Here is a 23,135-nt window from a genome sequence, read left to right on the forward strand (position 1 = left end):
CTCTAGCGCTGGGGACGTAACTGCTCCACGTCCCCCGCCAGCACGCGCTCCACGCGGCCGTCCGCCACGCGCACCAGCAGGGCGCCCGTGGCGTCGATGTCCTCCGCGAACCCCTCCCAGTCCCCCCGGTCCGTCCGCACCCGGACGGGCACGCCCAGGGTGCTGGAGAGCGCCTTCCAGCGGGTGCGTACCGCGTCGAAGCCGGTGGCCAGGTACGTGTCCAGCCAGGCCTCCAGCCGGTTCCACAGGGCCGCGGTGAAGGCCGCGCGCCCCACCGGCCGCCCCAGCGCCAGGGAGAGCGACGTGGCCGTGGCGCGCAGCTCGTCCGGGAAGTGCTCCTCCCCGGAGTTGAGGTTCACCCCCACGCCCACGATGACGAAGTGCACGCGCTCGGGTTCCGCGGACAGCTCCGTGAGGATGCCGGCCACCTTCCGGCCGCCAATCTGCACGTCGTTGGGCCACTTGATGGCGGCGTCCGCGCCCGCGTCGCGCAGCGTCTCCGCCAGGGCCACGGCGGCCACCAGCGTCAGCTCCGGCGCGCGCTGCGGGGGCAGCTCCGGGCGCAGGACGGCGGAGAAGTACAGGTTGAGGTTCGGCGGCGACACCCAGGCGCGGCCCCGGCGCCCCTTGCCGGCGGTCTGCTGCTCGGCCACCACCACCGTGCCGTGGGCGGCGCCGTCCTGGGCCAGCCGGAAGGCCGCCGCGTTGGTGGAGCCGAGGGTGTCGTGGTGGTGCAGCACGCGGCCCACCGCGCGCGTGGCGAGCAGCGGGTGGACCTCCAGGCCGGAGATCCGGTCCGGCCGGCCCACCAGCCGGTAGCCCTTCGCGGGCACCGCCTCGATGCGGTAGCCCTTCAGCCGCAGGGCCTCCACGTGCTTCCACACCGCCGTGCGCGACAGGCCCAGCCGGTTGGACAGCGCCTCACCGGAGATGAAGCCCTCCCCGCCCTCCGCGAGGAAGTTCAGGATGCGCGCGTCCTGCGTCAGCTCGTTCGTCGTCTCCACGGGAGGCGGGCCGCTTCAGTTCGGGGCGGGAGCGGACGCGGCCTCGGAGCTGGCGGCGCCGGCCTTGTAGGAGATGAGCTCCAGCTCCGTCTGCGGCACGCGCTTGCCGTCGTGCTCCGTGGCCACGTCCACGCGGACCAGGCCCACGCCCGCGGCGAAGGTCATCGTGTTGACGAGCGTGGTCTGCGCGTCGACCTTGTTGCGGCCCTCCACGCTCACGCAGTTGGGGAACGAGCCCGCGGGCACCTTGCAGGCGAAGCCCACCTGCACCAACTGGTAGCGCTCCGTGGAGGACACGGACACGACGTTGTTCCAGCCGCGCCCGGCCTCCAGCGGGCCGCGCAGGAGGTAGCGCTTGGGGTCGCGCAGGCCGAAGGCGTCCACGGTGAGCTGGCCGCCCTGGTTGTCCACGAAGTAGCCGTCCTGCTTCTTGACGATCTCCACCGTGACGGGTTTGTCGTCGCGCCCGTCAATCCGGTACGTCCAGGCGTTGCCCACGGCCAGCGGGTAGTACTGGGCGATGGACTCGGGCGAGGGGCGCGTGTCCGACTCGACGCGCTTCGCGCAGCCGGACCCGACGAGCGTGGAGGCCAGGAGGGCCAGGCCCCCCACCATCGACAGTGATTGCTTCATCATGCGCTAGGGGTCCGCGTGGCCCTGGCCACGCGCCTCCGCGGTTGCGTGGTTGCGTGATGCGTAGAGCGTGTCCAGCGCCTGCTGCGCGGCGGCCTGGACCGACGGCGTGTCGTGGCCCTGGGCCACCGTGTACAGGTACGCCTCCGCCTCCGGGCCGCCAATCTCGCCCACCGCGAAGACGATCTCCTGCAGGAAGCCCGAGTCCTTGCCGCGCGCCAGGTCGATGAGCGCCGGCACCGCGCTCTTCGCCTTCATCTCCGCCAGCGCGCCGATGGTGCGGCGCACCTGCTCCGCGTCGCTGGTGTCCTTGAGGCGCTCAATCAGGAGCGGCGCGGCGGCCGGGTGCTTGCGCTCGGCCAGCGTGCGCAGGGCGAACTCGCGGATGCGCGAGTCGGACGCCTGGAGGTCCGCCACCAGCGCCTCGTCCGTGCGCTCCAGCGCGGCGAGTTGAAGCACCGCGGACTCCGTCACCTGCCGCAGCACGTTCTCCAGCGCGCTGCGCATGGCGGCCCGCCGCCCTTCCGCCGAGTCCTCCTCCACCGCCGCCTCGCCCAGGCCCACGACCTCGTAGCGTTGGGGCGTGTTGCCGCCGAAGCGCTCCAGGGACAGGTTGGCGCCCACCTCCGCGAAGCTGTGCGGGTTGCCGTCCTTCAGCACCTCGCGGGTGAAGGGCACGTCCAGCGACAGCCGCCAGGGGCGGGACTTCTTGGGGGACTCGTCGGCCACCCACTCGAAGCGGCCGGAGGACTTCAGCGCGTCGTCGAACAGCTCCCGCACGCCCTCCGGGCCGAAGCCCAGCAGGGCGTTGTCCCGCAGGGTGGTCCCGGAGAGCTCCACCGGCGCCACCGGATGGCGCGGGGCCTGCGAGCGGCAGGCCCCGAAGAACAGCACGCAGGAGGTTAGCAGCAGGGCCGGCTTCATGGCCCCCACAGGCTAACACTCCCGCGTCCACCGCACCTGATTCCGTGCGGGGGATCAGCCTTCCTTGTTGCCCTCGGACGAACCCTCCGTCCCAGGGGACACCGGCGCCTCGTGCACCTCGCGGGCCTCGCGGACTTCCGCGGGCTGCGAGGCCGCTTCGGCGGGCGCCTCTTCCGGAGGCAGCGCCTGCGCGGCCACCGGGGTCACCGCGTCGGACGCGGCGCGGGCGGCTTCAGCCCGGGCACGCGCGGCCTCGTCGGACTCCGGCGGCGCCTGCACCGCTTCGCCCGCCTGCCAGGCGTTGCCCACCGCGGCGACCTCCCCGTTCGCGGGGTGGGCCTCCGTCGTCACGGGCAGGGCCTCACCCGCGAGCGCGACCGGCTCACCGGTGACGCTGCCACCCGGGGACGGCGCGGCGAGGCCACCGGAGGACTCCGTGCCCCCCGTGGCCTCGGCCATGATGCCGCCCGAGGAGCCGTTGCCTTCACCGATGCCCACCGTGGCCTCGGCCGTGATGCCGTCCGAGGAGCCGTTGCCTTCACCGGCGGCGACCGCTGCCACCGTGGTGGCGCCGGCCTCACCCGCGCTGGCCGCGGCCTCACCGGCGGGAGCGCCGGCCTCACCCGCGGGCGTGCCCTCCGCTCCGCGCGAGCCACGGCCGCGACGGCCCCGGCGACGGCGGCGGCGGCGCTTGCGCTCGGAGGCGCTGCCCTCGGCGGTGCCGGCCTCGGCGCCCTCCTTGGCTCCGCCCACGAAGGCGCTGGCGGCCTCCAGGTCCTCGTCCTCACCCTCGTCGTCGCCCTCCTCGGACTCGTCCTCCTCCGACGCGGGCGTGAACCCGGCGGCGGCCGGCGGCGCGGGGGCCACCGGCGAGGCCTTGGCCTCGGCGCCCTCGGCGCCGGACTGGGCGGCGTCGCGGGCCTCGGCACGTTCGCGCTGACGGTCGCGGCGGCGCTCGGAGCGCTCCTGACGGTCGCCCCGCTCGGGACGCTCCGCGCGCTCCGGCTTCTCGGGGGTGGCGGCGACCTCGACCTCGCCACCGCCCTCCTCGCGGGCCTGCTTCTCGCTCTTGCGCTCCTCGCGGCGGCGCTGGGCCTCCTCGGCGTCCAGCTTCGCGGCCTCGAAGAAGCGCTCGTCGATGTCGTACAGCTCCACCTGGGTGACGGTGACGGCGGTCTTCGCTTCCAGGAACTTCTCCCCCAGGGCGTCACCGCACCACAGCATCACCAGCGAGCCGGAGGCCTGCGCCTCCGAGCGCGCGTCGCCGCGCACCTCGCCCGCGCTCACCAGCAGGCCCACCTGCGCCGAGTAGTGGCCCAGGTCGCGCCGCAGCTCCTGCACCGTCTTGCGGTCGATGCCCGGCATGCCCTTGAGCATGCGGACCGCGTAGCGCAGCTCCACGCTGCCCTCGCGCTTGCGCGCGGTGAGCAGGGGGCCTTCCTTGGAGCGCTTGGCGACCTTCAGCTCGCGGAAGCCCAGCCCGTGCATCATCTTCACCACGGACTTCTCGAAGGTGCCCACGTCCGCGTCGCCCAGGCGCTTGCGCAGCCCGCGCGCCACCGCCCGGCGCGCGTCCTTGAGGGCCGTGCGCGCGGTGGTGATGAGGGCCTCGTCCACCAGGGGCTCGCCGGCGGCGGCGGGCTTGCCCAGCACCGGGCGGCCCCCCTCCAGCGGGATGCCCAGGGCCTGCGCGAAGGCGGCCTGGAGCTCCAGGGGCGGCGCCTCGCTCGGCGCGCCCGCGCGCTCCAGGGACACCTCGCCGGTCTCCTGGTTGAAGGCGTACTGGGGCCGGCGGCCCGCGTCGATGCGGCGCTGGTTGTCCTCCAGCAGGGCGGTGAGCACCGCCTCCACCGTGGTCTCCTCCGCGCACAGCTCCTTGCCCTTGGCGCGCTCGATGAGCTGATCCGTGCGCAGCGCGGCGTCCGCCTCGCTGAGGATCTCGAACACCACCTCCGGCAGCGGCGGGAAGCGCTTGCGGCGGCCACCCCGCTCCTCGTCGCCCTCGTCACGGCGGCGCTTGCGCTCCGTGCCACGGCCCGACGCGCGGACGTTGTCCGTGCGGGGCTCCGGGTGACGCTCCACGGGCCGCAGCGGAGGCAACTCCTCCTCCGGATGCGGCTCCATCACGCCCGTCTGTGCAAGTGCCTCGACGTCCTCGGAGAGCGACCAGTCCGTCAGCGCGAAGGTATCCTTCGCCGTGACAATCACCTTGCGATCCCGCGTCCGTCGCGCCATGGCGGCCAGTCGCGACAGCATCGTCACTTCCGGCGTCTTACCGATGTGGGACAGCAGGCTCAGCTGGATGGACTTCTCCGTGATTTCAAGGAAATGCAGGGGGCGACCTTCGCTCTCCAGCACACGGAGCGCGGCCTCGTAAAATGTCATCGAGTATTCCCCAAGAATTCCGAACGGTTACAAAAATGTAGGTCCGTATGGGCGGCGGATGCTAGCCACCGCTAAACTGGGTTGTCAACGAACGTCAATGACCCGTCTCCGCATCGGACACCATTGGAAGCGCGAACCGTCAGCCTCCCCGCTCGATTCCATCGCGCTGGAACTGGACGGCGTGAACCTGCTGTCCGGGGCGGTGGAGGAGCCCCTGGCGGAGGTCGTCCCCTCCCTGGTGGAGGCGGTGGCGGCCCTGCATGCGGGGCGGCGGAGGCTGGCGCAGGTGTCGCTGACGGAGGCGCACCTGGAGCTCGTGTTGCGGCGCGTCGGGCCGGACATCGAGCTGTCGGTGGCCAGCCTCGCCCGGCCCGCCCACCTGCTGCGCCCGCCCATCCGGGTGGACGCCGAGGAGCTGACGAAGGCCACCCGCCAGAGCGGCCAGCGCTTCCTCCAGGACGTGACGAAGCTCGCGCCCAAGGCCCTGTCCGCCACGGCCGCCCGGAAGCTGGGCGAGGCGCTCCAGGGCCTGGGCAAGGCCGCCCCGCATGCGGAGGAGCCGCCCGTCCCCCCCACCCCGCTGCGGATCGAGCCGGTCTCCGTCCCGGGGTTCGGCTTCGAGTTGAAGGACATCTCCCCCGCCTCCCGTGAGGCGCCGTCGCGGGGCACCTCCGGGGCGCTGGCGCCGCTGCTGGGCGCGGGCGAGGTGTGGCTGGCGCTGCCGGGACGGCCGCAGGCGTGGCGCGCGCCGGGGCCGCCGTTCCTCACGGTGCTGGAGCTGTCCCGGCAGGCGGTGGAGCTGGCGCGGGCCGTGGAGCTGGGCGAGGCCCGCTTCGAGTTCGAGCCCGCGGGCGTGCGCCCCCGCCTGACGCTGGACCTGCCCGGGCAGCGGGCGAAGCTGGGGCCCACCGGCGCGTGGTTCGAGCTGGAGCCCAAGGCGCTCCTGTCCGCCCTCTTCCAGTTGGGGGAGGCGCTGGGCCTGGCGTTCGCGGAGGCGCACCGGATCCAGGTCTCCAACCCGTACCTCGTGGAGCTGGCGGAGCGCTGCCGCGAGGGGCTGTCCCACCTGCGAGGCGCCCACAAGCCGCCCGAGGCGGAAGGCGAGGCGCGCGAGCGCAAGAGCCCTCCGGCGCGCGGCGAGTCCCGTCCGCTGAAGATGCCCGGGAAGCTGCGGCGCCTGCGCTTCGAGAAGCTCTGGGAGCAGCGCGGGCTGGAGGAGCCGGAGGAGGCGCGGCTGCTCCTGGGCCGGCACGGGCCGGTGTACTGCGCGCCGGGGCTGGCGGGCGCGTTCTCGCGCAAGGACGGCGCGCTGCTGTGGCGGCGGGCCGCGTCGCTGGGCGTGGCGGCGTCCGCGGATGGCCACGCGGTGGCGGCGGACGACACGCGCGTGTACGGCTTCACCGGCCGGGGCTCGGGCGCGCGGTGGCTGCATGACCATGACGGCATCCCGCTGGGGCCGCTGCTGCTGCGCCAGGACGGGCTGCTGCTGACGCTGTCGGAGGACCGCACCGCGGTGGCCTTCGCGGAGGCCACGGGCCGCGAGGTGTGGCGCCTGGCCCCGCCGCGCACGCAGCGCGGGTGGCTGGCCACGCAGGGGCACCGGGCGCTCCTGTCCACGGACTCGGGCTACCTGTACGGCCTGGATTTGGAGGACGGTCAGGTGCGCTACCGGCTGCGCTCGCCCCTGCCCTTCCATGGCTCCCCGGTGGCGTGGGGCCGGCGCTTCCTGGCGCTCATGGGGCGCGGCTCGCATCACGCGCTGCTGCTGGCGGACGCGCACACCGGCGAGGCGCAGTGGACCTTCGAGCCGGACCTCCTCCTGCCCTCCACGCCGCTGCCGGTGGGCCAGCGGGTGCTCCTGGCCGGGATGCGCGACCAGGACGGGTTCCTGGTGTGCCTGGACGCGCGCGGGCGCAAGGTCTGGGAGCGCGCGCTGCACCTGGGCCCCGGGCCCTATGCGCTGGCGCCGCTGCCGCGCGCGGTGGTGGTGACGAGCGCGTCCGGGGCCGCCGCGCGCGTGGCGCTGTCCGGGCAGGTGGACTGGCGGCTGGGGGCGGCCGGAGAGCCGCTGATCACCGCGCTGCCGGCGCGCACCGCCCGCGACGTGACGCTCGTCGCGGGGGAGGTGGTGCGCGCGGTGGATCCTCGCGGCGGTCAGGTGCTCGCGGAGGTGCGCGCGGGGGTGGGGCTCGTCGCGCTCCAGGCCGACGTGCGCCTCAACCTGTACTTCCTGGACGACGCCGGCACGCTGTCCGCGTACCGGCTGGGGTCGCACTTCGCCGTCGTGAAGTGACGGAGCTGAAACGAAGGGCTATTCGCCCTTCACCTGAAACGAAGGGCTACTCGCCCTTCTTGGCGGAGGCCTTGGCCGGGTCGATCTCCTCCTCCGGCCGCTCCTCCTGCGTGGCGCCCTCCCACGTCTCGTTGGCGCCCAGCTTCCACTCGGACGGCACGTCCAGCTTCCACGTGTAGGTGGCGTTGGCGTTGCCTCCGGACGCCGCGTGCGAGGCGACGTTGACGGTCATCTCCACCTTCGCCACCTCCGCGGGCAGCAGGTCCAGGTCGTAGTGGCCCAGCAACATCTGCGGAGGGAAGCCGGCGATGAGGCGCTCGGGGTAGTCGATCTTCATCGACGGGTCGGCGCCGCGCATCTCGCCCAGCAGCTTGCCCTTCGCGTCGGTGAGCTTCCACACCGTGTCGAACGCGGCGCTGGTGACCATCTTCTTCACCTTGCCCTCGTCCTTCTCCACGCGCTGCGCGCCCCAGAGCACCAGTTGCAGGCGGATCTGCGGCTTGCCCATCACCATCACCACGTCGTTGGACACCACGTCCAGGCGCATGCCCTTGTCCGTGGCGGACATCACCGGGCGGTAGCGGCCCTCGCGCAGGGAGTCGAACTGCTTGCGCGCGTACTCGTAGAAGGCCTTGCGATCCCCCGCGCGGTTGTCCTTCTTGTCGCCGCCCGACTCCGAGCGCTGCTCCAGCTCCGCCAGGTAGCTGTCGAACTTCTTGTTCCCCCCGAAGCGGTCCAGGTGCGCGTCGAGGTCGTCGAAGTAGCCCTTGAAGAAGGACTTCAGCTCGTCCTTGTAGGACGCCTCATCCGGGTTGGAGCGCATCCAGCCCACGCGCTCCAGGTAGACGGACTGGATGCGGCGGAAGTCCGCGTCCCGCTCCGCCTCGGTGGCCCGCGCGGAGGCGGTGCGGTGACTCGCCACCGCGGCGACGATCACCAGGGCGATGACAATGATGATTCCGAAGTAGCGCTTCAAGCGACAGGCTCCTGTGCGTACGGGCAGGCAATGATATGAGCCCCATCATCGTGCCCCAGGCCGAGGGAATCCAACTGTTCACCGTGCCCCTTCCGCTGGAGGAAGGGGACCTGCTGGGAAGCCCCCAGATTGCCTGGCAGGCCTATGGGAAACCGTCGGATGGCAAAGCGGTGGTGGTGCTGCACGACCTGTCCCATTCCCACCAGGCGTTGAGCACGGAAGTGAACGGTGCGTACCAACCCTCGGGCTGGGGTCGGGAGCTCATCGGCCCCGGCAAGGCGCTGGATCCGGACGTGACGCCGGTCATCGTGCCCAACCTGCTGGGCAGCCCGTTCGGCTCCACGTCGCCGCTGACGCCGGATCCGCACACCGGCGCGCCGTGGGGCGCGGGGCTGCCGCCGCTCACCGTGCTGGACATGGCGCGCGGCGTGTCCGCGCTGCTCAAGGCCCTGGGGCTCACGCGCGTGAAGGCCCTGGTGGGCATTGGCCTGGGCGGGCTGGTGGCGCTGCGGCTGGCGGCGCTGTTCCCGGAGCTGGCGGACGGCGTGGTGGTGCTGGGCGCGGCGCGGGCGCTGCCGGAGGGGCTGCGCGAGAAGATGGGCCTCACGTCGCAGGTGCTGCGCATGGCGCCCGACAACGAGGACACCCCGCCCCTGCGCGAGCGCGCGCCGAACCGGACGCTGGCGCGGCTGCGCATGGACTACCTCAAGCTGCTCTACGGCCGCGACCACCTGGGCAGCGCGTATCCGGACAGCGCGGCGGCGCAGGCGGCGCTGGAGGCGGAGGCCGCGTCGTTCGCGGACACGTTCGATCCGGTCGCGTGGTCGCTGCTCTGCTCCGCGTACGCGGGCTGCGACCTGACGGAGACGTTCCCGAAGATCCGCGCGCGGGTGCTGCTGCTCGCGGGCGCGACGGACGCGCTGGCGCCCGCGGGCCGCGTGCGGGACACCTACCACCAGTTGACGGCGGCGGGGGTGCAGGCGCGATTCGTGGAGCTGCAGGGGCCGGGGGACCACGGCACCCTGCTGGCGGACGCGCACCGGCTGAAGGGGCCGGTGCAGGACTTCCTGCGCTGGCTGCGCGGCTAGCTAGCGCTGCGACTGGTGCTGCGTGGCGAGCCGCGCCCGGAGCGCGCCCACGAGCATCCCGATGGCGATGTCGTTGTTGCCGCCGTGCGGGATGATGATGTCCGCGTGGTGCTTGGACGGCTCCACGAAGCCCATGTGCATGGGGCGCACGTGGCGCAGGTACTGGCCCACCACGTGGTCGAAGTCGCGGCCGCGGTCCTTGATGTCGCGGGTGAGGCGGCGAAGGATGCGCAGGTCGTCATCCGCGTCGACGTAGATCTTCACGTCCATCTCGTCGCGCACCTCCTTCATGTGCAGCACGAGGATGCCCTCGATGAGGACGATGTCCCCGGGGTCCACGCGCTGCGTGTGCGGCTGACGGCCTGAAGTGACGAAGTCGTAGACGGGCTTCTGGATGGCCTGGCCCTGCCTGAGCGCGCGCAGGTGACTGACCAGCAGCTCCGTGTCGAACGCGTCGGGGTGGTCGAAGTTCACCTCCCGCCGCTCTTCGAGGGACATGTCCTTCAGGTCCCGGTAGTACGAATCCTGATCAATGAAGGCGACCCGGCAGTCGGCGAGAGCCTCACGCACCTTGCGGGCCACCGTGGTCTTGCCGGACGCGGTGCCGCCCGCGATGCCAACGACGAGGGGTGACGACATGCGGCGGGCAGTACCCCACCAGACAGGTGGGCGCAAGGATCCGTTGACCGGCCGACATGTGGCGCTGCTTATGCCCGCCGCAAGAGCCCGCGTGCTTGCCCTTCAGCGACCAGCCATGCAGGCAGGGCCTCCACCGGACCCGGCCCGTCCGCGAGCCCCTGGAGCCCCGCGGCCACCTCCGGAGGCAGCGTCAGGACCTCGAAGCCCGTCCCCTTGCGGCGGATGGCGAAGCGCCATGGGCCCGGGCCCGGCCGGGCCGCCACCTGCGCCAGGGCCTCCAGGCCGGAGACCTCCAGGGCCCCACAGGCCCACGCACGGCCGGTGAGGTGCCGCCGCAACGCCCGTGCGGCGAACACCAGCTCCGTCAGGTCGGCGGGGAAGGAGCCCAGGCGGACGTCCTCGGCCAGCGCCACCTGGCCCGGGGCCGGCGCCACGGGCGCCTGGAGGAAGGCGTGCGGCAGCATCATCTCCAGGGACAGCGCGGCGGCCACGCCCTCCGATGGCGCGGCCATCACGCGCTTGCGCGCCCAGGACGCGAAGGCGTGGGACAGCGACCTGCCCAGCCCGTCGAAGAGGCCCCGGTACTCGCGCGAGCGGGTGAAGGACTCCAGCCCCTCCGGCGTCGCCGCGAGCAACAGGCGCGTGAGGGGCCAGTCCTTGTCCAACTGCTCCGCCACCACCGCCAGGCGGAAGTCCCGGTCCGCGCGCGTGCCCTCGGGGTCCTCGTCCTCCGTGGCCGGGGTGACGCCGTGGCCCGCGTCGAACAGCGCCCACGGGCGGCTGTCCCCGGTGAGCGCGGGCACGGGCTCGCGCGACACAGGGAGGGACATGGGGGGGCGGGGCTCCTTCGGGACGAGCGCGCGCAGCCTCCGCAGCGACGCGAGCGCCACCTCCGGCGGATGGCCGTCGCCCTCGAAGGTGACGGCGCGCAGGCGCGAGCAGCGCGGGAGCACCTCCGCCAGCAGCTCGAACAGCTCCTCGCGCACGGGCTGCGTGTGGTCATCCACGTAGAAGGACCGCCCTCCCCTGCGCGTCACCACGCCGCCCGCGATGTGGAGCTCCACGACCTGCTCCAACGGAAAGCCGTCCAGGCCCGCGCGCAGGGGCAGGCCCGCGGAGAGCTGGTGGCTGAAGAGGTGGCCCAGGTCCAGGAGCAGCGGCAGGCCCGTGCGCGCGTGCAGCTTCGCCATGAAGTCCAGCGCGTGCAGGCCGCCGCGCGTGGCGAGCACGGCGGGGTTCTCAATCACCAGCGGGACGCTCAAGCCCGCCTGGATGTGGAGCGCGTGCGCCGCGCTGTCCCGCACGCCCGCTTCGTTGAACGGCGGCGTGACGTAGAGGTAGCCCGGGAAGGGCTGGCCGCCCGCGTGCCACCAGCCCACGTCGTTGCCCACCCACGGGCTGCCCACCGCGCGCGCGTGCGCGTCCAGCTCCGCGAGCGCCGACGCGGGCTCCAGCTCCGGCCCCCACAGGTTCAGGTGCACCGGATGGAAGAGGACCGGCACCTCCGAGCGGCGGCGCCACATCTCCGGGAAGAGCGTGGCCTGGGCCCTCGCCTCCTCCAGCGCGATGGGCGCGCTGTACTCCACGAAGTCGAAGAGACCGGGCGAGGCGTCGAGCAGCCGGTACGGATGCGGCACGTCCGAGGCGCTCAGGTTGCTGCTCAGCCCCAGCCCCATCCAGGGCAGTGACCACGAATCCGATGCAGGGCGCGTCATGGGCACACCCTAACCAGCCCGGCTCCGGGTGGCGCTAGCCTTGTGTGGCCGGCCGCTCCAGGCGCACGTCCAGGAGACCCCGCCCCTTCTCCGTCAGCACGGACTCCTGCCAGGCGCCGCCACCCGAGGCCGGCTGCGTTTCGAGCTGGCCCCCTGGGGCAGCTCAGGGGGGCGGCTTGTTCCGGGTCGCGGCCTCGCGCGCGGCCTGGAGCGTGTCCTCCACCGCGGACTCCACCGCGTCGCTGACCAGCTCCGGCGCGGAGGTGCGCCAGCGCGCGAGCGCCGCTTCATGCATCGCTTCGGGGTCCTGGAGCTTCGCGTCCGTCTCCGGCGCCACCTGTGCGATGCAGTCCGGGCACACGCCCTCCAGCGCCCGCGACCACACCTCCAGGTGCGTGGTGATCAGCACGCCCTCCATGGCCAGGGCCTCGCGCAGCCCCCTTCGCCCCGCGCCGCGCATCTGCGCGCCGTGCACGCGGTCCAGCATCGTGCGCATCCAGGAGGCCACCGCCTCCGGCTTCGGACAGGTCTGCCTGCCACAGACCCGGCAGGTCGTCTGCCAGGACTGCCCTTCCATTGGAGTCATCGCGACCCACTCCTCGCACCGGGTTGCGCACCCGCTTTAGCAGGGCCCCTCCCCTCACGCACGTAGACGTGGGCCGCCGTGAATGCGGAGAATCCGACTTCCTGGACCCTGCTGGAGACCTCCCTCATGTCGCGAGCCGAGATCGACGAATCGCATGCGCAGTTCCGTGGAGCCTGGAGGCTCATGACGCTGGGCCTGCCCCACGGAGAGGTCGTGGAGCGCGCGGACGTGTTCATCACCGCGGGTCACGTGACGTGGTCGCTGATGAACATGGCGTTCCTCCACCGGCCGGCGGAGACGGAGGCGGAGCTGCTGCGCGCGGTGGACTCGGCCGCGAGCTACTTCGCGCAGGGGCCGCACGGGTGGGCCTTCACGCTGACGCCGCGGTGGCTGACGCCGGAGCTGCGGGAGCGGGCGGACGCGCTGCTCGCCTCGCGGGGGCTCAAGCCGGGGATGGCCACGACGGGCATGGTGGCGGACCGGCTGCTGGAGCCGGTGCGGCCGCTGCCTCCGCTCGACCTGCGGCCGGTGCGCGACACCTGGGGCTACAACGCCGTCGCGGACGTGAACGCCGCGAGCTACGACACGCCCCAGGCGCTGGGCCGTGAAGCCCTGGCCGCCCCCGGCATCTTCGGCCCCGAGGCCCGGGCCTTCGTCGGCTGCCACGACGGCGAGCCGTCGACGAGCACGGTGGCGCTGCGCGTGGACGGCATCGTCTACATCGCGCTCGTCGCGACGCTCGCGGAGCACCGCCGCAAGAGCGCCGCGGAGACGGTGATGCGGCGCGCGCTGGAGGAGGCCAGGCAGGCATGGGGGCTGGAGCGCACGGTGCTGCACGCCACGGAGGCCGGCGCGCCCGTGTACCGCCGCATGGGCTACCGGGACGTGGCGCCGTTCGTGTCGTACTTCGCCGCCCCGAAGGGAGCGTGAAGCCGGGCGTCCTCCAGTCAACACCTCCGGAGGCCGCCCGTGGGGGACGGGGGTTGGACCACCGCCCCCGCTGCCTAGCTTGGTCGAGCAGCTCCCCCAACCCTTGGACCCCACCTTGGCGACTCCCTCTCGCACCCGCGCGCTCCGCTCCACGGCCGCGCTCCTCGGCACGCTCCTCGTCCTGGCCTTCACCTCCGCGCAGGCGCAGTCCGCGCCCACGCCGCTGGAGGACAACCGCACCATCACGCTGGGCTACATCGGCATCGCGTATGAGCTGGGCGGCATCATCGACCCCACGCTGCAACCCGGCGGCACCAGCAGCGCGCGTCCCAACTGGTTCACCTTCGCGCCGCACGCGTCGCAAGCCGGCGGCAAGGGCATGTACGGCGCGGCGCTCGCGCGGCACTTCATCGACAGCGCGCGGCTCCAGCCCTCCCTGTCGCTGACGAACGCGTTGGACCGGCTGGGGCTGAGCGGCGTGCTGCGCCTGCGGCTCCAGGATCTGTCCCTCCAGCTCATCGCGCAGGGCCTGACGGTGGACGCGGCCACGGCCCTCAGCGTGATGACGAGCGCGCTCAACGTCTCGGCGCTCGGGGACACGCGCACCCTGCTGGCCACCGCGTCGCGCATGGGCGCGCTGTACTGGAGCGCTCCGGGCACGGCCCCGCTCGACAAGGTGGAGGCCATCGTCATCACGCTGGAGCGCACGCTCCACGAAGGCAACCTCGCCATCTTCAACGACATCGGCGGTTCGGCGCGGCTGTACCTGGACTGGCGCGCCGCGGCCACCGGGTCCATCACCCCCGCGCGCGTGCTCACCGAGTTCACCCTGGCGGGCGCCAGCAACGCGCAGGCACAGCAGGCGTATGCGTACGCCGTCGCGCACGCGGAGGACTCGCCGCGCCCCACCCGCATGGACCTGCTCTTCCCCGGCATGCAGTGGAAGAGCCTGCTCATCGCCGCGTTCGCGCTCTACGAGGACGCCCGGCTCGCGCCCACGCCCGCGCGCCGTGACGCGCTCGTCGCCATGGGCACCAACTTCGTCGCGTGGCGCGAACAGCACGACCAGGCCCAGTCCGTCTTCACGCCCGCGAGCTCGCCCACCGACGAGGTGTCCCGCGCGGCCGTGCTCCAGATACTGACGCCCTTCCTGATGACGGACTTCGGCACCGTGCGCTGGACCTACGCGGACTATGCGTATGCCCAGCCGGACCGCGACGGAAACCCGCTCACCTCCCCTCCTTGCGAGTACAGTTGGGCGGACTTCTGGGACCGGTGGAACGGAATCCTCTTCGCGTTCGAGCAGGCCTACACCCGGCCCACGGAGCTGTGGGTCATGCCTGAACCCCTCACGGATCCGCTGGGCTGACAGACGGCCTGGACGTCCCCTGCGCTGGCTTGACGGGCGCGGGGGCCGTGCGGGAGCGTGCAACCCCGATGAGTCCCCTGCCCGGTGGTCCGTTCGAACCTGTTCGCCAAGCGTCCCAGGACGATGCGTCCTCACCGCGCCCGGCGGCCGCGCGCACACAGCCAGACGCGACCCAGCCCCCGGTCCCGGCCGACGAGGCCAGCATGTCCGCGCAGACCCGCCTGCAGGTCCTGCGGGAGATGATGGCCGAGGCGTTCCTGGCGCTCGACGCGCAGGGGACCATCCATGAGCTCAACCACCGCGCCGCATCGCTGCTGGGCCTGCCGTATGGCACCTGCCAGGGCCTGACGCCGTGGGCGGCCCAGCCGATGCTGGCCGGCACGACGTTGCACGAGCGGCTGCTGGACGCGCTCACCACGCGCGAGCCCTCGCGCTTCCTGTCGGAGCTGCCGTCGGGCGTCTGGCTGGAGCTGTCCGTGCGCCCGGTGGGCGGCGAGATGTGGGTGCTGGCCACGGACATCACCCGCCGTCAGCGCGCGGAGACCGAGGTCGCCCGCACCGAGGAGCGCTTCCGCCAGTTGGGCGAGCGGTTCCAGGTGGCGCTGGAGTCCGCGCAGATGGCGGTCTGGGAGACGAACCTCGTCACCGGGCAGGTGTTCCGCTCGGAGGGGCATGACCGGCTCTACGGCTACCCGCAGCCCCTGGAGGAGTGGACGCACGAGCGGTTCCTCGCGTCGCTGCATCCGGAGGACCGGCCGGAGGTGGAGGCGCAGGTGGCGGCCATCTTCCACAACGACGTGCTGTCGTACTCCTCCACCTTCCGCACGCACTGGCCGGACGACACCTGGCACTGGCTGAACAGCCGGTCGCGGGTCATCCGCGACGCGAACGGCAAGGTGATGGTGGTGCGCGGGGCCATCCTGGACATCACCGCGTTGAAGGAGACGGAGCACGCGTTGCAGGAGGCGGTGCGCACGCGCGACGACTTCCTGTCGGTGGCGAGCCACGAGCTGCGCACGCCGCTCACGTCGCTGCGCCTGCAGGTGGACCTGCTGCGGCGCATGTCCGAGTCGAAGGGCCACGAGCCCGTGGGCTCCGAGAAGGTCACGGTGCGGCTGGACGCGGCGGACCGGCAGCTCAAGCGGCTGGCGGCGCTCTTGGACAACCTGCTGGACGTGAGCCGCATCCGCACGGGCAAGCTGGACTTCGAGCTGGCGCGAGGAGACCTGGCGCCGCTGGTGCAGGACCTGGTGGCGCGCGTCGGTGACGAGGCGAAGCAGGCCGGGGTGGAGCTGGACGCGCGCGTGGAGGGGCCGGCGCCGTGCCGGTTCGACAGGCTGCGGATGGAGCAGGTGGTGAGCAACCTCCTCTCCAATGCGCTGAGGTATGGCCAGGGCACGCCGGTGCAGGTGGCGCTGCGCCGTCAGGACGGGCACCTGCGGCTGACCGTGCGAGACGGCGGCCCGGGAGTCCCGGCCGCCGAGCGCGAGCGCATCTTCCAGCGCTTCGCCCAGGTGCAGGGCTCCGCGCGCACGGGGGGCCTGGGGCTGGGGCTCTACATCGTGCAGCAGATTCTTGAAGCGCACGGCGGCCGCGTCTGGGTGGAGGACGCGCCCGGCGGCGGCGCCGCGTTCGTGGTGACCCTGCCGGTGGACGGGGCGTAGGCGGGCTTCAGGGCACGAGCCACGTGCCTCCACCTGGGCTCACGTCAGCGCGTGTACAGCCTTCCGCCCTTCTGAGCGGGCCGCTCCGAGTCGACGGCATGCACGCCGTCCCGGGACAGGTCCACGGGGATGCGCAGGAGTTCGTCGAGCCCGCTCTCCTCCTCCCGGATGAAGAGCGTGTAGTGCCCGAGGGGCAATCGCCTGAAGTCGAAGCGCGCTCCTGACATGAAGCTGGGGACGAAGAGGGAGTCCCCATCCTCCGACACCCTGGACATCACCCAGGGCTCCGGTGCGAAGCCGGCCCGGATGAGCTCATCCAGGGCTCCGGGTGAGTCTGGCCAGGGGAGGTCTCCCGGCAGGACGAACGCCGTGACGAACTCGCGGGACGCCTTGACGCTCACTTGCAGGTCAGCGGGGCCCTGCCTTGGCTCGAAGTCCCACCGGTGATGCGAAGCCGGAGCCAGGTTGATCAGCCGCGGAGAGAAGGACACCCGCGGCGGTCGGGCCCTTGGTAAGACGTTCAAGGGACTTGCTTCGGCGTGCAGGAAGCACGGGCGATTCGCCGGAACGCTCATCGCGTAATGGCCCACGGCGTCGGTTCTGGCGTTCGCCTTGAATCCACCTTCGCAACGAACCTCCAGGCTCACCCCGGCCAGAGGAACCCGCGCCCCATCCGTCACGGCGCCCTCGAGCTCCGCGCCCGGCACGAGCCGCAACTGCACCGACACCTCATCGGGTTCGAGCCCATGAAGGACGGTCCCTTGCGCCTTCGCGTCCACGCGCAGGAACAGGTGGCGGCCGGCCACATGGTCGAACCGGAAGTGCCCGTCCGCGTCGGTCGTCACCGTGTGAGGCCGACGCCTCCACTTCGTCTCCAGGTCGAAGACCTCCACGAGCGCGACCTCCTGCCCGGGCACACCCGTCTTGCCATCCTCAGAGACGACGCGCCCGTGCACGGTGCGGCCCACGTCGAGGACGACATCCGGGACGGTGAGGATTTCGTGCTCACGTCCCTCCGCCCGCACGAGCGCGGGCGCGAAGCCCTCCGCGTGGATGACCCACTGGTACGTGTGGGACGACGGGACGTTCAGGGCGTATTCGCCACGCGGATCCTCTTCGGAATATTCGTGGACCTTGAAGTGCTCCTGGGGCCGCCCATCCGGCCGCAGGATGCGTCCCTTCAGCAATCCGATGCCGGGACGGAACGTCACCCGTTCTCCCGTTCCCCTTGGAAGCGGCTCGCTGACCCACCAGCGCATGGAGCGGTGGGTGGCCCACTCCAGGCTGGCCGGGGCCTGGAACACGTGCGGAAGGGCGAAGGAGCCATCCGGCTCCACGCGGACTTCGCACCGGCCATTCATGCCCGCGCCATTCAGCGATCCCTGCCCCAGCCAGGCCGTCACCTGCCCCGAGGCAAGCGCCTTGCCTTCGGCGTCCACGGCCACGCCTCGCCAGGGTCCAACATCCTGGATTCCTTCGAAGCTCACCGTCGCTTCCACGCGCTGGCCCGGAAGGACCTGGACCTCGATGGCGCGAGTCCACACACAGTCGCCGGACCCGGGAGCGTACCTGCCAGAGACGCGGTAGCGCCCGGCGCGAAGGTTCTGGAAGATCATCGCGTCAGCGCTCTCCTCCGGGAACAGCTCGTAGGAGCGCTCTTTATCCTCGGCGGAGATCCAGGCGGAAGCGGCGGACGACAGCTTGCCGTCAGGCCTGCGCACCTGGACCCGCAGCGAGCTGAGTCCGCCCATCACCACCGTCAGCGCCGGCTGTGGCGTTGCGAGTTCCAGCCGCGTGGGGCTCCATTCATCCTTCTCCGCGAGGAGCTTCACGGTTCCCGCGGGCACGTTGTCGAAGCGAAAGCGGCCGTCCCCATCGCTTTCGCCATGCAGCGCGGATTCCTCCTCCCCGGTGGGAGTGATCCGGACTTGCGCTCCCGCGACAGGCCGTCCTTCCAGATCCACCACGCGGCCCGCGAACGGCGCCGCACGTTTCAGCGTCAAATCGAGTCGGGCCTCCGCACCCGGAGCAATCCGCGCGTCCGTGTGGAGCGTGCGCACGAAGCCAGGCGCCTCCGCCTGGAGGACATACCAGCCCGGCATCACCCGAAGCCGCACCGTCCCGGTCGCGTCGGAAGTACCGGACCGGGTGATCAGACTCCCCTCGTCCGCGCGGCGAGCCACCAGCGCAACCCCGGGCACGGGCTGTCCCGCCGGATCCACGGTCCGGACGGTGAACGCCACCTCGTCCACGGGCCATCGGGTCTTCTTGCGCACCGTGCGCGGAGCCTCCGCGCAAGCGAGCACCACGGCAACGAGCCCCACCCAACTCCATCGCATGCGGGAAGCATACGCGATGGGCTCACGTCAGCGCGTGTATGGCCTTCCGTCCCCAAGACCGGGCCGCTCGGACCGGATGACGTGCACGCCGGCCCGGGTCAGCTCCACGGGCACGCGCAGGATGGCGTCCGCTCCATCCATCTCGTCCCGGATGAAGAGCGTGTAGTGCCCCAGGGGAAGATGGCTGAAATGGAAGACCGCCCCCAACATGAACAAGGGAGTGATGCCGTCATCATTGCCATCCGAACCGGAGCCGGCACGGATGAGCGCATCCAAGGCTTCGGGCGAGCGGGGCCATGGGATGTCTCCTGGCAGCACGAACGCGGTGACGAACTCGCGAGACGCCTCGACGCTCACCTTCAGTGAGGCAGCGCCTTGGCGAGGCGCAGGGTCCAGCTCATGGCGCGAGCCGGGCGTCAGCCGGAGCCGCGTCGGGCCGAAGGACACCGGAGGCGGAAGGAATGAATCCCGGACGTTCAGGGGGCTCACGACAGGATGCAGGAAGCACTCGCGGTCTCCCGGGATGTTCACGGCGTAGCGGCCCGCCCCATCCGTTTCAGTGCTCGCCTTGAATCCACCGTCGCAGCGGATCTTGAGGTCCACTCCCGCCAGCGGAACCCGCGCCCCATCCGTCACGGAGCCATGCAACCGCGCGTGGGGCACCAGCCGCAACCGCACCGCCGACGCATCGGGTTCGAGCGCCTGGAGCACCGTCCCGTGTTCCTTCGCATCCACGCGCAGGTACTGGCGCCGGCCCGCCACATGCTCGAAGCGGAAGCGCCCCTCCGCGTCGGTCATCACCGTCCGCGGGCGATTCGGCCGGGGGCTGCCCAGCTCGAACGCCTCCACGAGCTGGACCTCCTGGTCAGGCACGCCGGTGCGTCCGTCCCTCGCGAAGACGCGGCCCTGCACGGTGCGGCCCTCGTCGAGCACAACGTCCGGGACCTGGAGCACCTCCCCAACCCGCCCCTGCGCGCGCACGAGTGCGGGAGCGAATCCCAGCACGTCGATGACCCACTGATGGGTCTGGGTCATCCACACGGACTGCACGTACTCGCCCCGCGGATTGTTCACGGGGACGCCGCTGACCTCGAAGTAACCCACGGGCCATCCATCCGGGCGCACGACACGACCCTTCAGAGCTCCGACCTCGGGGGGAAATACCAGCGCCTCACCCGACCCCTCCCCGAACGGGCCCTTCAGCATCCGCGTCGGCGACGGTTCGTCGGAGTTCCAGACCACCTGGAACGGAGGCCCGAGCACACGTGAAAGCGTGAAGGTTCCATCCTGCTCCACCCGGGCTTTGCAGCTTCCGCGCAGCCCCAGGGCGTCCTCGCCGCTCTCCCCCATCCAGGCCGTTACCGTTCCACCTCCGAGCGCTCTTCCCTTGTCGTCCATCGCCCGCGCGCGCCACGGCCCGACGCCCTCAACCCCTTCGAAGCTCACCGTCGCCTCCGCCTGCTGGCCCGGAAGCACCTGGACCTCGATGACACGCTGCCACGCGCAGCCCTCCGAGGGCTCGTATCGGCCCGCGACGAGGTAGCGCCCCGCGGGAAGGGCCAGGAACAAGATGGCCTCGGGGACATGCGTCCAGCGCTTCGTGATCGGAGGTTCGCCTTCCTCCGCGAGCGAGATCCACACGGACGGCTCGGGCATTCGACGCCGCTGGGGATCCAGCACCTGGACCCGCATCTTGCCGAGTCCCCCCATCACCACCGTCACCTCCGGTGCGGGCGCCGCGAGCTCCAACCGGGTCGGGCTCCAGCCGTCCTTCTCCGCGCGAAGCTTGACGGTGCCAGCGGGCACGCTGTCGAAGTGGAAGCGCCCTTCCGCGTCGCTCTCGGTTGGCGGGACGGGCACGGCCGCCTCGTCGGAGAGGCCGAGCTCAAGCCGTGCCCCCGTGACGGGCCGCCCTTCCAGATCCACCACGCGGCCCGCGAACGGCGCCGCGCGCACCAGCGTCATGTCCCAGCGAACCTCTTCACCGAAAGGGACCCGCGCATCCGTCCGGATCACACTGACGAAGCCGGGCGCCTCCGCCTGGAGGACATACCAGCCCGGCATCACCCGAAGGAGGGCCGTGCCGTTCGCATCCGTGGTGCCCCCTCTGGCAACGGTCGACCCGCGATCCGCGCGGCGCGCCACCAGGGACACACCCGGAACCGGCTGATTCGCCGCATCCACGACGCGGACGCGCACCGCCACCTCATCGAGCGGCCATCGCTTCAACACCGGCTGCGGCGCCTCCGCGCACGCGAGCACCACGGCCAAGAGCCCCACCCAGCTCCATCGCATGCCCCGCAGCGTAGCAGGACATCGTGAGGAATGGCCCCGTCAGGGAACGAAACGCACGCCCCCCACCACGGCGCGCTTCGTCTCGAACCTGTGGACGCCCGGCTCCGTGAGGTTCACGGAGTAGCGGAGCGCGACGACCCCATCCAGGTTTCCGAGCACGAACACCGTGTAGCGCCCCAGCGGCAGGTGGCTGAACCGGGGCTCACGTCTGGAGCGATAGAACTCGTTCTCGTCCTCTCGCTCCGGGCGTTGCTCGGCGGGGGCCATATCCGGTTCGGCGGCGGAAGCGATCAGCGCGTCCATGGCGTCCGCCGTCGACGGCATCGGCACGTCCCCCGGGACGAGGAGGACCCTGTCCCACTCGCCCGCATCCGGAAACGAGACCTGCACGGAAGCAGGCCCCGTGTACGGCCGCAGCTCCACCTGGACCGTCCCTCCTGGACGGCCACTGTTGAACCGCAGGGGCCAGAAGACTCGCAATGGGGGCATGGGCCAACCGGCGGGTCCATTGGGTGGATAGACGCGCAAGACACACTCGCGCTCCGGGACGACCGGCAGCCTGAACCGTCCCTCCGCGTCGGTGACGGGCAACCGGTCGGGATAGACCTGGCACCCGACCATCAGGCTGAAGCGCTGCAAGGGGCGCCCGGCTTCGTCCACCATCGTGCCAGCCAGCGTGGCCTCCGGACCGAGCGGCACCGTCACCTCTTCCACGTCCGCGCTCAAAGGCTGTGAGGCCGTTCCTTCTTCTTTCGTCTCCGCATCGAGGATGAACGGCTCGCGCGGCACGTGCTCCAGCACGTAGCGGCCATCCGGATCCACGCCCAGGATCGGCTGGGACCAGGCGAACGCCGACTCGCGCCCGGGCAACGGCCGCAGTTCGATTCTTCCCTTTGACGTGGCGGGCTGCCCGTTCTCCCGCACGAGCCGGACGCGCACGGTGCGGCCTGCCTTCAGGGTCACGTCTGGCAGGACGGTCCGCTCCTCCCGGAGCTCCACCCGCGTGCGCGTGTTCGCGAGCCCCTCCGCCGCGAAGAAGAGGCTCGCGGGCCCGAATCCTTCAAAGAAGCAGCGATAGCGCCCTTCCGGATCCTCGTAGGGATCCGAGTTCACCTTGAAACGGGTCAGGGCCTTTCCGTCCGGGCCCATCACGCGTCCCTCCACGAAGGGACTGGGACGCCGCTCCAGCGTCACGTCCTTCGCATCCGGCTCGAACGCGACCTTCGCGGTGCCACGGGAGACCTCCACGCGGACCGGTCCCCGCGACAGATGTTCCAACGTGAAGCGCCCTTCCGCGTCGGTCCGGGTGGAACTCTCGCTCGCGAAGGCATCCTTCCTCGCATCACCCACCGAGGCGCTCAGCCCAACATCCGCCAGGGGCTGGCCATCCGCGCCGACGACCCGGCCCCGCAGCGGCGCGCGTTCCGTCACACCCTCGAGGCGGAGCGCAAGCTCGCGGGTCTGCCCCGCCACGACCCCCACTTCCGTGGAAGTGGTCCACGTCGCGTCATCTCCCACCGAATGGGTGAACGTCACCCGGTAGCGCCCTGCCTCCAGGCCCCGGTACACCCTGGCGTCCTTCACGTGCTCGTCAAACCAGATGCCCTCTTCCACCACGGGTTCGAGCGCCTGGAGCGTCACGTGCGGCCAGTCCACCGGACGTCCATCCGGCGCGAAGCCAGTCACCCGCAGCGTGCCCTGCTCGCGCAGGACGAGCGTCAGCGCCACCGGTCGCGCGTCGTACACCCACCGCGCGTCGCTGTAGCCGCTGCGACGTGCCAGCAACACGCCCGGGCCGGGCCCCATGCCTTCGAACCGGAAGGTTCCGTCCGGGTTCCCCTCGAGGTCCAGCCGGGGCGCCGTCGTGTCCGCCGGGATCCACGAGAGCGACACGGCCTGAATGGGCTGGCCCGCGCCATCCACCACGCGCCCGGGGACGGCCTTGGAGGGCCCGAGCGTCATCGTCACAGTGGCCGGGTGTTCACGCCCGATCCGCACGTCCGGGTCCACGAACGTCTGGTAACCCGGGGCCTCGGCGGTGAAGACGTACCAGCCGGGCGGCACCGTCAACGTGGCCTCGCCCCGGGCATCCGTCGTGCCCCTGAAGAGCTCGGGCGGATCCACCGAGGCCTGCCGGATCCGGAACACGATGCCGGGAAGCGGATGACCCTCCGCGTCCTTCGCCAGCACCGTGAGCCGCGCCGCTTCGGACACGGACACCGGCGTCTGATTCGACGCGCCCGCGCACGCGAGCACCACGGCCAAGAGCCCCACCCAGCTCCATCGCATGCGCCC

At 71.8% G+C, this 23,135-nt stretch carries 16 protein-coding genes; 5 read left to right on the forward strand and 11 right to left on the reverse strand.

What is annotated here, in order from left to right:
- Positions 1–2 precede the first annotated feature (2 nt).
- The 4 genes from K8556_RS12815 to K8556_RS12830 are packed head-to-tail and all read right to left on the reverse strand — an operon-like array spanning position 3 to position 4,946.
- Positions 3–1,004 (reverse strand): biotin--[acetyl-CoA-carboxylase] ligase, encoded by a 1,002-nt coding sequence (locus tag K8556_RS12815; RefSeq protein WP_223740334.1) that lies wholly within the window; start codon positions 1,002–1,004, stop codon positions 3–5.
- Between the two features lie 15 nt (positions 1,005–1,019).
- Complete coding sequence (locus tag K8556_RS12820) at positions 1,020–1,640, reverse strand: hypothetical protein (protein ID WP_223740335.1); 621 nt, start codon at positions 1,638–1,640, stop codon at positions 1,020–1,022.
- Between the two features lie 3 nt (positions 1,641–1,643).
- Positions 1,644–2,561, reverse strand: a complete 918-nt coding sequence (locus K8556_RS12825; protein ID WP_223740336.1) for a HEAT repeat domain-containing protein — start codon at positions 2,559–2,561, stop codon at positions 1,644–1,646.
- A 54-nt stretch (positions 2,562–2,615) separates the two neighbouring features.
- A complete protein-coding gene (locus K8556_RS12830) occupies positions 2,616–4,946 on the reverse strand; it encodes an HTH domain-containing protein (RefSeq protein WP_223740337.1) in 2,331 nt (776 codons plus the stop codon).
- 97 nt (positions 4,947–5,043) lie between these two features.
- Here K8556_RS12830 and K8556_RS12835 point away from each other — a divergent pair, with 97 nt between their 5' ends.
- Positions 5,044–7,239, forward strand: coding sequence for a PQQ-binding-like beta-propeller repeat protein (locus K8556_RS12835; protein WP_223740338.1), 2,196 nt, complete (start codon positions 5,044–5,046; stop codon positions 7,237–7,239).
- A 46-nt stretch (positions 7,240–7,285) separates the two neighbouring features.
- Here K8556_RS12835 and K8556_RS12840 read toward each other — a convergent pair whose 3' ends face one another.
- Entirely contained in the window at positions 7,286–8,215 is a 930-nt protein-coding gene (locus K8556_RS12840; RefSeq protein WP_223740339.1) for a hypothetical protein, read from the reverse strand.
- A gap of 35 nt (positions 8,216–8,250) precedes the next feature.
- Here K8556_RS12840 and K8556_RS12845 point away from each other — a divergent pair, with 35 nt between their 5' ends.
- Positions 8,251–9,303, forward strand: coding sequence for an alpha/beta fold hydrolase (locus tag K8556_RS12845; RefSeq protein ID WP_223740340.1), 1,053 nt, complete (start codon positions 8,251–8,253; stop codon positions 9,301–9,303).
- Here K8556_RS12845 and udk read toward each other — a convergent pair whose 3' ends face one another.
- The 3 genes from udk to K8556_RS12860 all read right to left on the reverse strand — a co-directional run bounded on the left by udk (position 9,304) and on the right by K8556_RS12860 (position 12,243).
- On the reverse strand, positions 9,304–9,942 hold the full coding sequence (gene udk, locus K8556_RS12850; RefSeq protein WP_223740341.1) for a uridine kinase: 639 nt from the start codon (positions 9,940–9,942) through the stop codon (positions 9,304–9,306). It abuts the gene before it with no gap.
- A 68-nt stretch (positions 9,943–10,010) separates the two neighbouring features.
- Positions 10,011–11,657, reverse strand: a complete 1,647-nt coding sequence (locus K8556_RS12855) for a DUF692 family multinuclear iron-containing protein (RefSeq protein ID WP_223740342.1) — start codon at positions 11,655–11,657, stop codon at positions 10,011–10,013.
- 163 nt (positions 11,658–11,820) lie between these two features.
- Complete coding sequence (locus tag K8556_RS12860) at positions 11,821–12,243, reverse strand: hypothetical protein (RefSeq protein ID WP_223740343.1); 423 nt, start codon at positions 12,241–12,243, stop codon at positions 11,821–11,823.
- A 126-nt stretch (positions 12,244–12,369) separates the two neighbouring features.
- Here K8556_RS12860 and K8556_RS12865 point away from each other — a divergent pair, with 126 nt between their 5' ends.
- The 3 genes from K8556_RS12865 (at position 12,370) to K8556_RS12875 (ending at position 16,206) form a co-directional block, all read left to right on the forward strand.
- Entirely contained in the window at positions 12,370–13,173 is an 804-nt protein-coding gene (locus K8556_RS12865) for a GNAT family N-acetyltransferase (protein WP_223740344.1), read from the forward strand.
- A 115-nt stretch (positions 13,174–13,288) separates the two neighbouring features.
- Entirely contained in the window at positions 13,289–14,542 is a 1,254-nt protein-coding gene (locus K8556_RS12870) for a hypothetical protein (protein ID WP_223740345.1), read from the forward strand.
- Between the two features lie 203 nt (positions 14,543–14,745).
- Positions 14,746–16,206 carry a PAS domain-containing sensor histidine kinase gene (locus K8556_RS12875; RefSeq protein ID WP_223740346.1) on the forward strand — a complete coding sequence of 487 codons (1,461 nt, stop codon included), beginning with the start codon at positions 14,746–14,748 and terminating at the stop codon, positions 16,204–16,206.
- 44 nt (positions 16,207–16,250) lie between these two features.
- On the opposite strand, the gene K8556_RS12880 is transcribed toward K8556_RS12875, so the two are convergent.
- From K8556_RS12880 to K8556_RS12890, 3 genes are read right to left on the reverse strand one after another with little or no spacing between them, the layout of a single operon-like run.
- Entirely contained in the window at positions 16,251–18,545 is a 2,295-nt protein-coding gene (locus tag K8556_RS12880) for a carboxypeptidase-like regulatory domain-containing protein (RefSeq protein WP_223740347.1), read from the reverse strand.
- Positions 18,546–18,572: 27 nt separating this feature from the next.
- Entirely contained in the window at positions 18,573–20,840 is a 2,268-nt protein-coding gene (locus tag K8556_RS12885; protein WP_223740348.1) for a carboxypeptidase-like regulatory domain-containing protein, read from the reverse strand.
- 39 nt (positions 20,841–20,879) lie between these two features.
- On the reverse strand, positions 20,880–23,129 hold the full coding sequence (locus tag K8556_RS12890; protein WP_223740349.1) for a carboxypeptidase-like regulatory domain-containing protein: 2,250 nt from the start codon (positions 23,127–23,129) through the stop codon (positions 20,880–20,882).
- Positions 23,130–23,135 lie beyond the last annotated feature (6 nt).

Origin of the sequence: Corallococcus sp. AS-1-12 (genome assembly GCF_020036995.1) — a bacterium.
Classification (GTDB): Bacteria; Myxococcota; Myxococcia; order Myxococcales; family Myxococcaceae; genus Corallococcus.

Bases quoted from the DNA above. Each gene is read 5' to 3' on its own strand.
- K8556_RS12825 (WP_223740336.1), bottom strand. From the start codon at position 2,561: ATGAAGCCGGCCCTGCTGCTAACCTCCTGCGTGCTGTTCTTCGGGGCC.
- K8556_RS12830 (WP_223740337.1), bottom strand. From the start codon at position 4,946: ATGACATTTTACGAGGCCGCGCTCCGTGTGCTGGAGAGCGAAGGTCGC.
- K8556_RS12820 (WP_223740335.1), bottom strand. From the start codon at position 1,640: ATGATGAAGCAATCACTGTCGATGGTGGGGGGCCTGGCCCTCCTGGCC.
- K8556_RS12885 (WP_223740348.1), bottom strand. From the start codon at position 20,840: ATGCGATGGAGCTGGGTGGGGCTCTTGGCCGTGGTGCTCGCGTGCGCG.
- K8556_RS12865 (WP_223740344.1), top strand. From the start codon at position 12,370: ATGTCGCGAGCCGAGATCGACGAATCGCATGCGCAGTTCCGTGGAGCC.
- K8556_RS12880 (WP_223740347.1), bottom strand. From the start codon at position 18,545: ATGCGATGGAGTTGGGTGGGGCTCGTTGCCGTGGTGCTCGCTTGCGCG.
- K8556_RS12860 (WP_223740343.1), bottom strand. From the start codon at position 12,243: ATGACTCCAATGGAAGGGCAGTCCTGGCAGACGACCTGCCGGGTCTGT.
- K8556_RS12855 (WP_223740342.1), bottom strand. From the start codon at position 11,657: ATGACGCGCCCTGCATCGGATTCGTGGTCACTGCCCTGGATGGGGCTG.
- K8556_RS12890 (WP_223740349.1), bottom strand. From the start codon at position 23,129: ATGCGATGGAGCTGGGTGGGGCTCTTGGCCGTGGTGCTCGCGTGCGCG.
- K8556_RS12845 (WP_223740340.1), top strand. From the start codon at position 8,251: ATGAGCCCCATCATCGTGCCCCAGGCCGAGGGAATCCAACTGTTCACC.
- K8556_RS12835 (WP_223740338.1), top strand. From the start codon at position 5,044: ATGACCCGTCTCCGCATCGGACACCATTGGAAGCGCGAACCGTCAGCC.
- K8556_RS12875 (WP_223740346.1), top strand. From the start codon at position 14,746: ATGTCCGCGCAGACCCGCCTGCAGGTCCTGCGGGAGATGATGGCCGAG.
- udk (WP_223740341.1), bottom strand. From the start codon at position 9,942: ATGTCGTCACCCCTCGTCGTTGGCATCGCGGGCGGCACCGCGTCCGGC.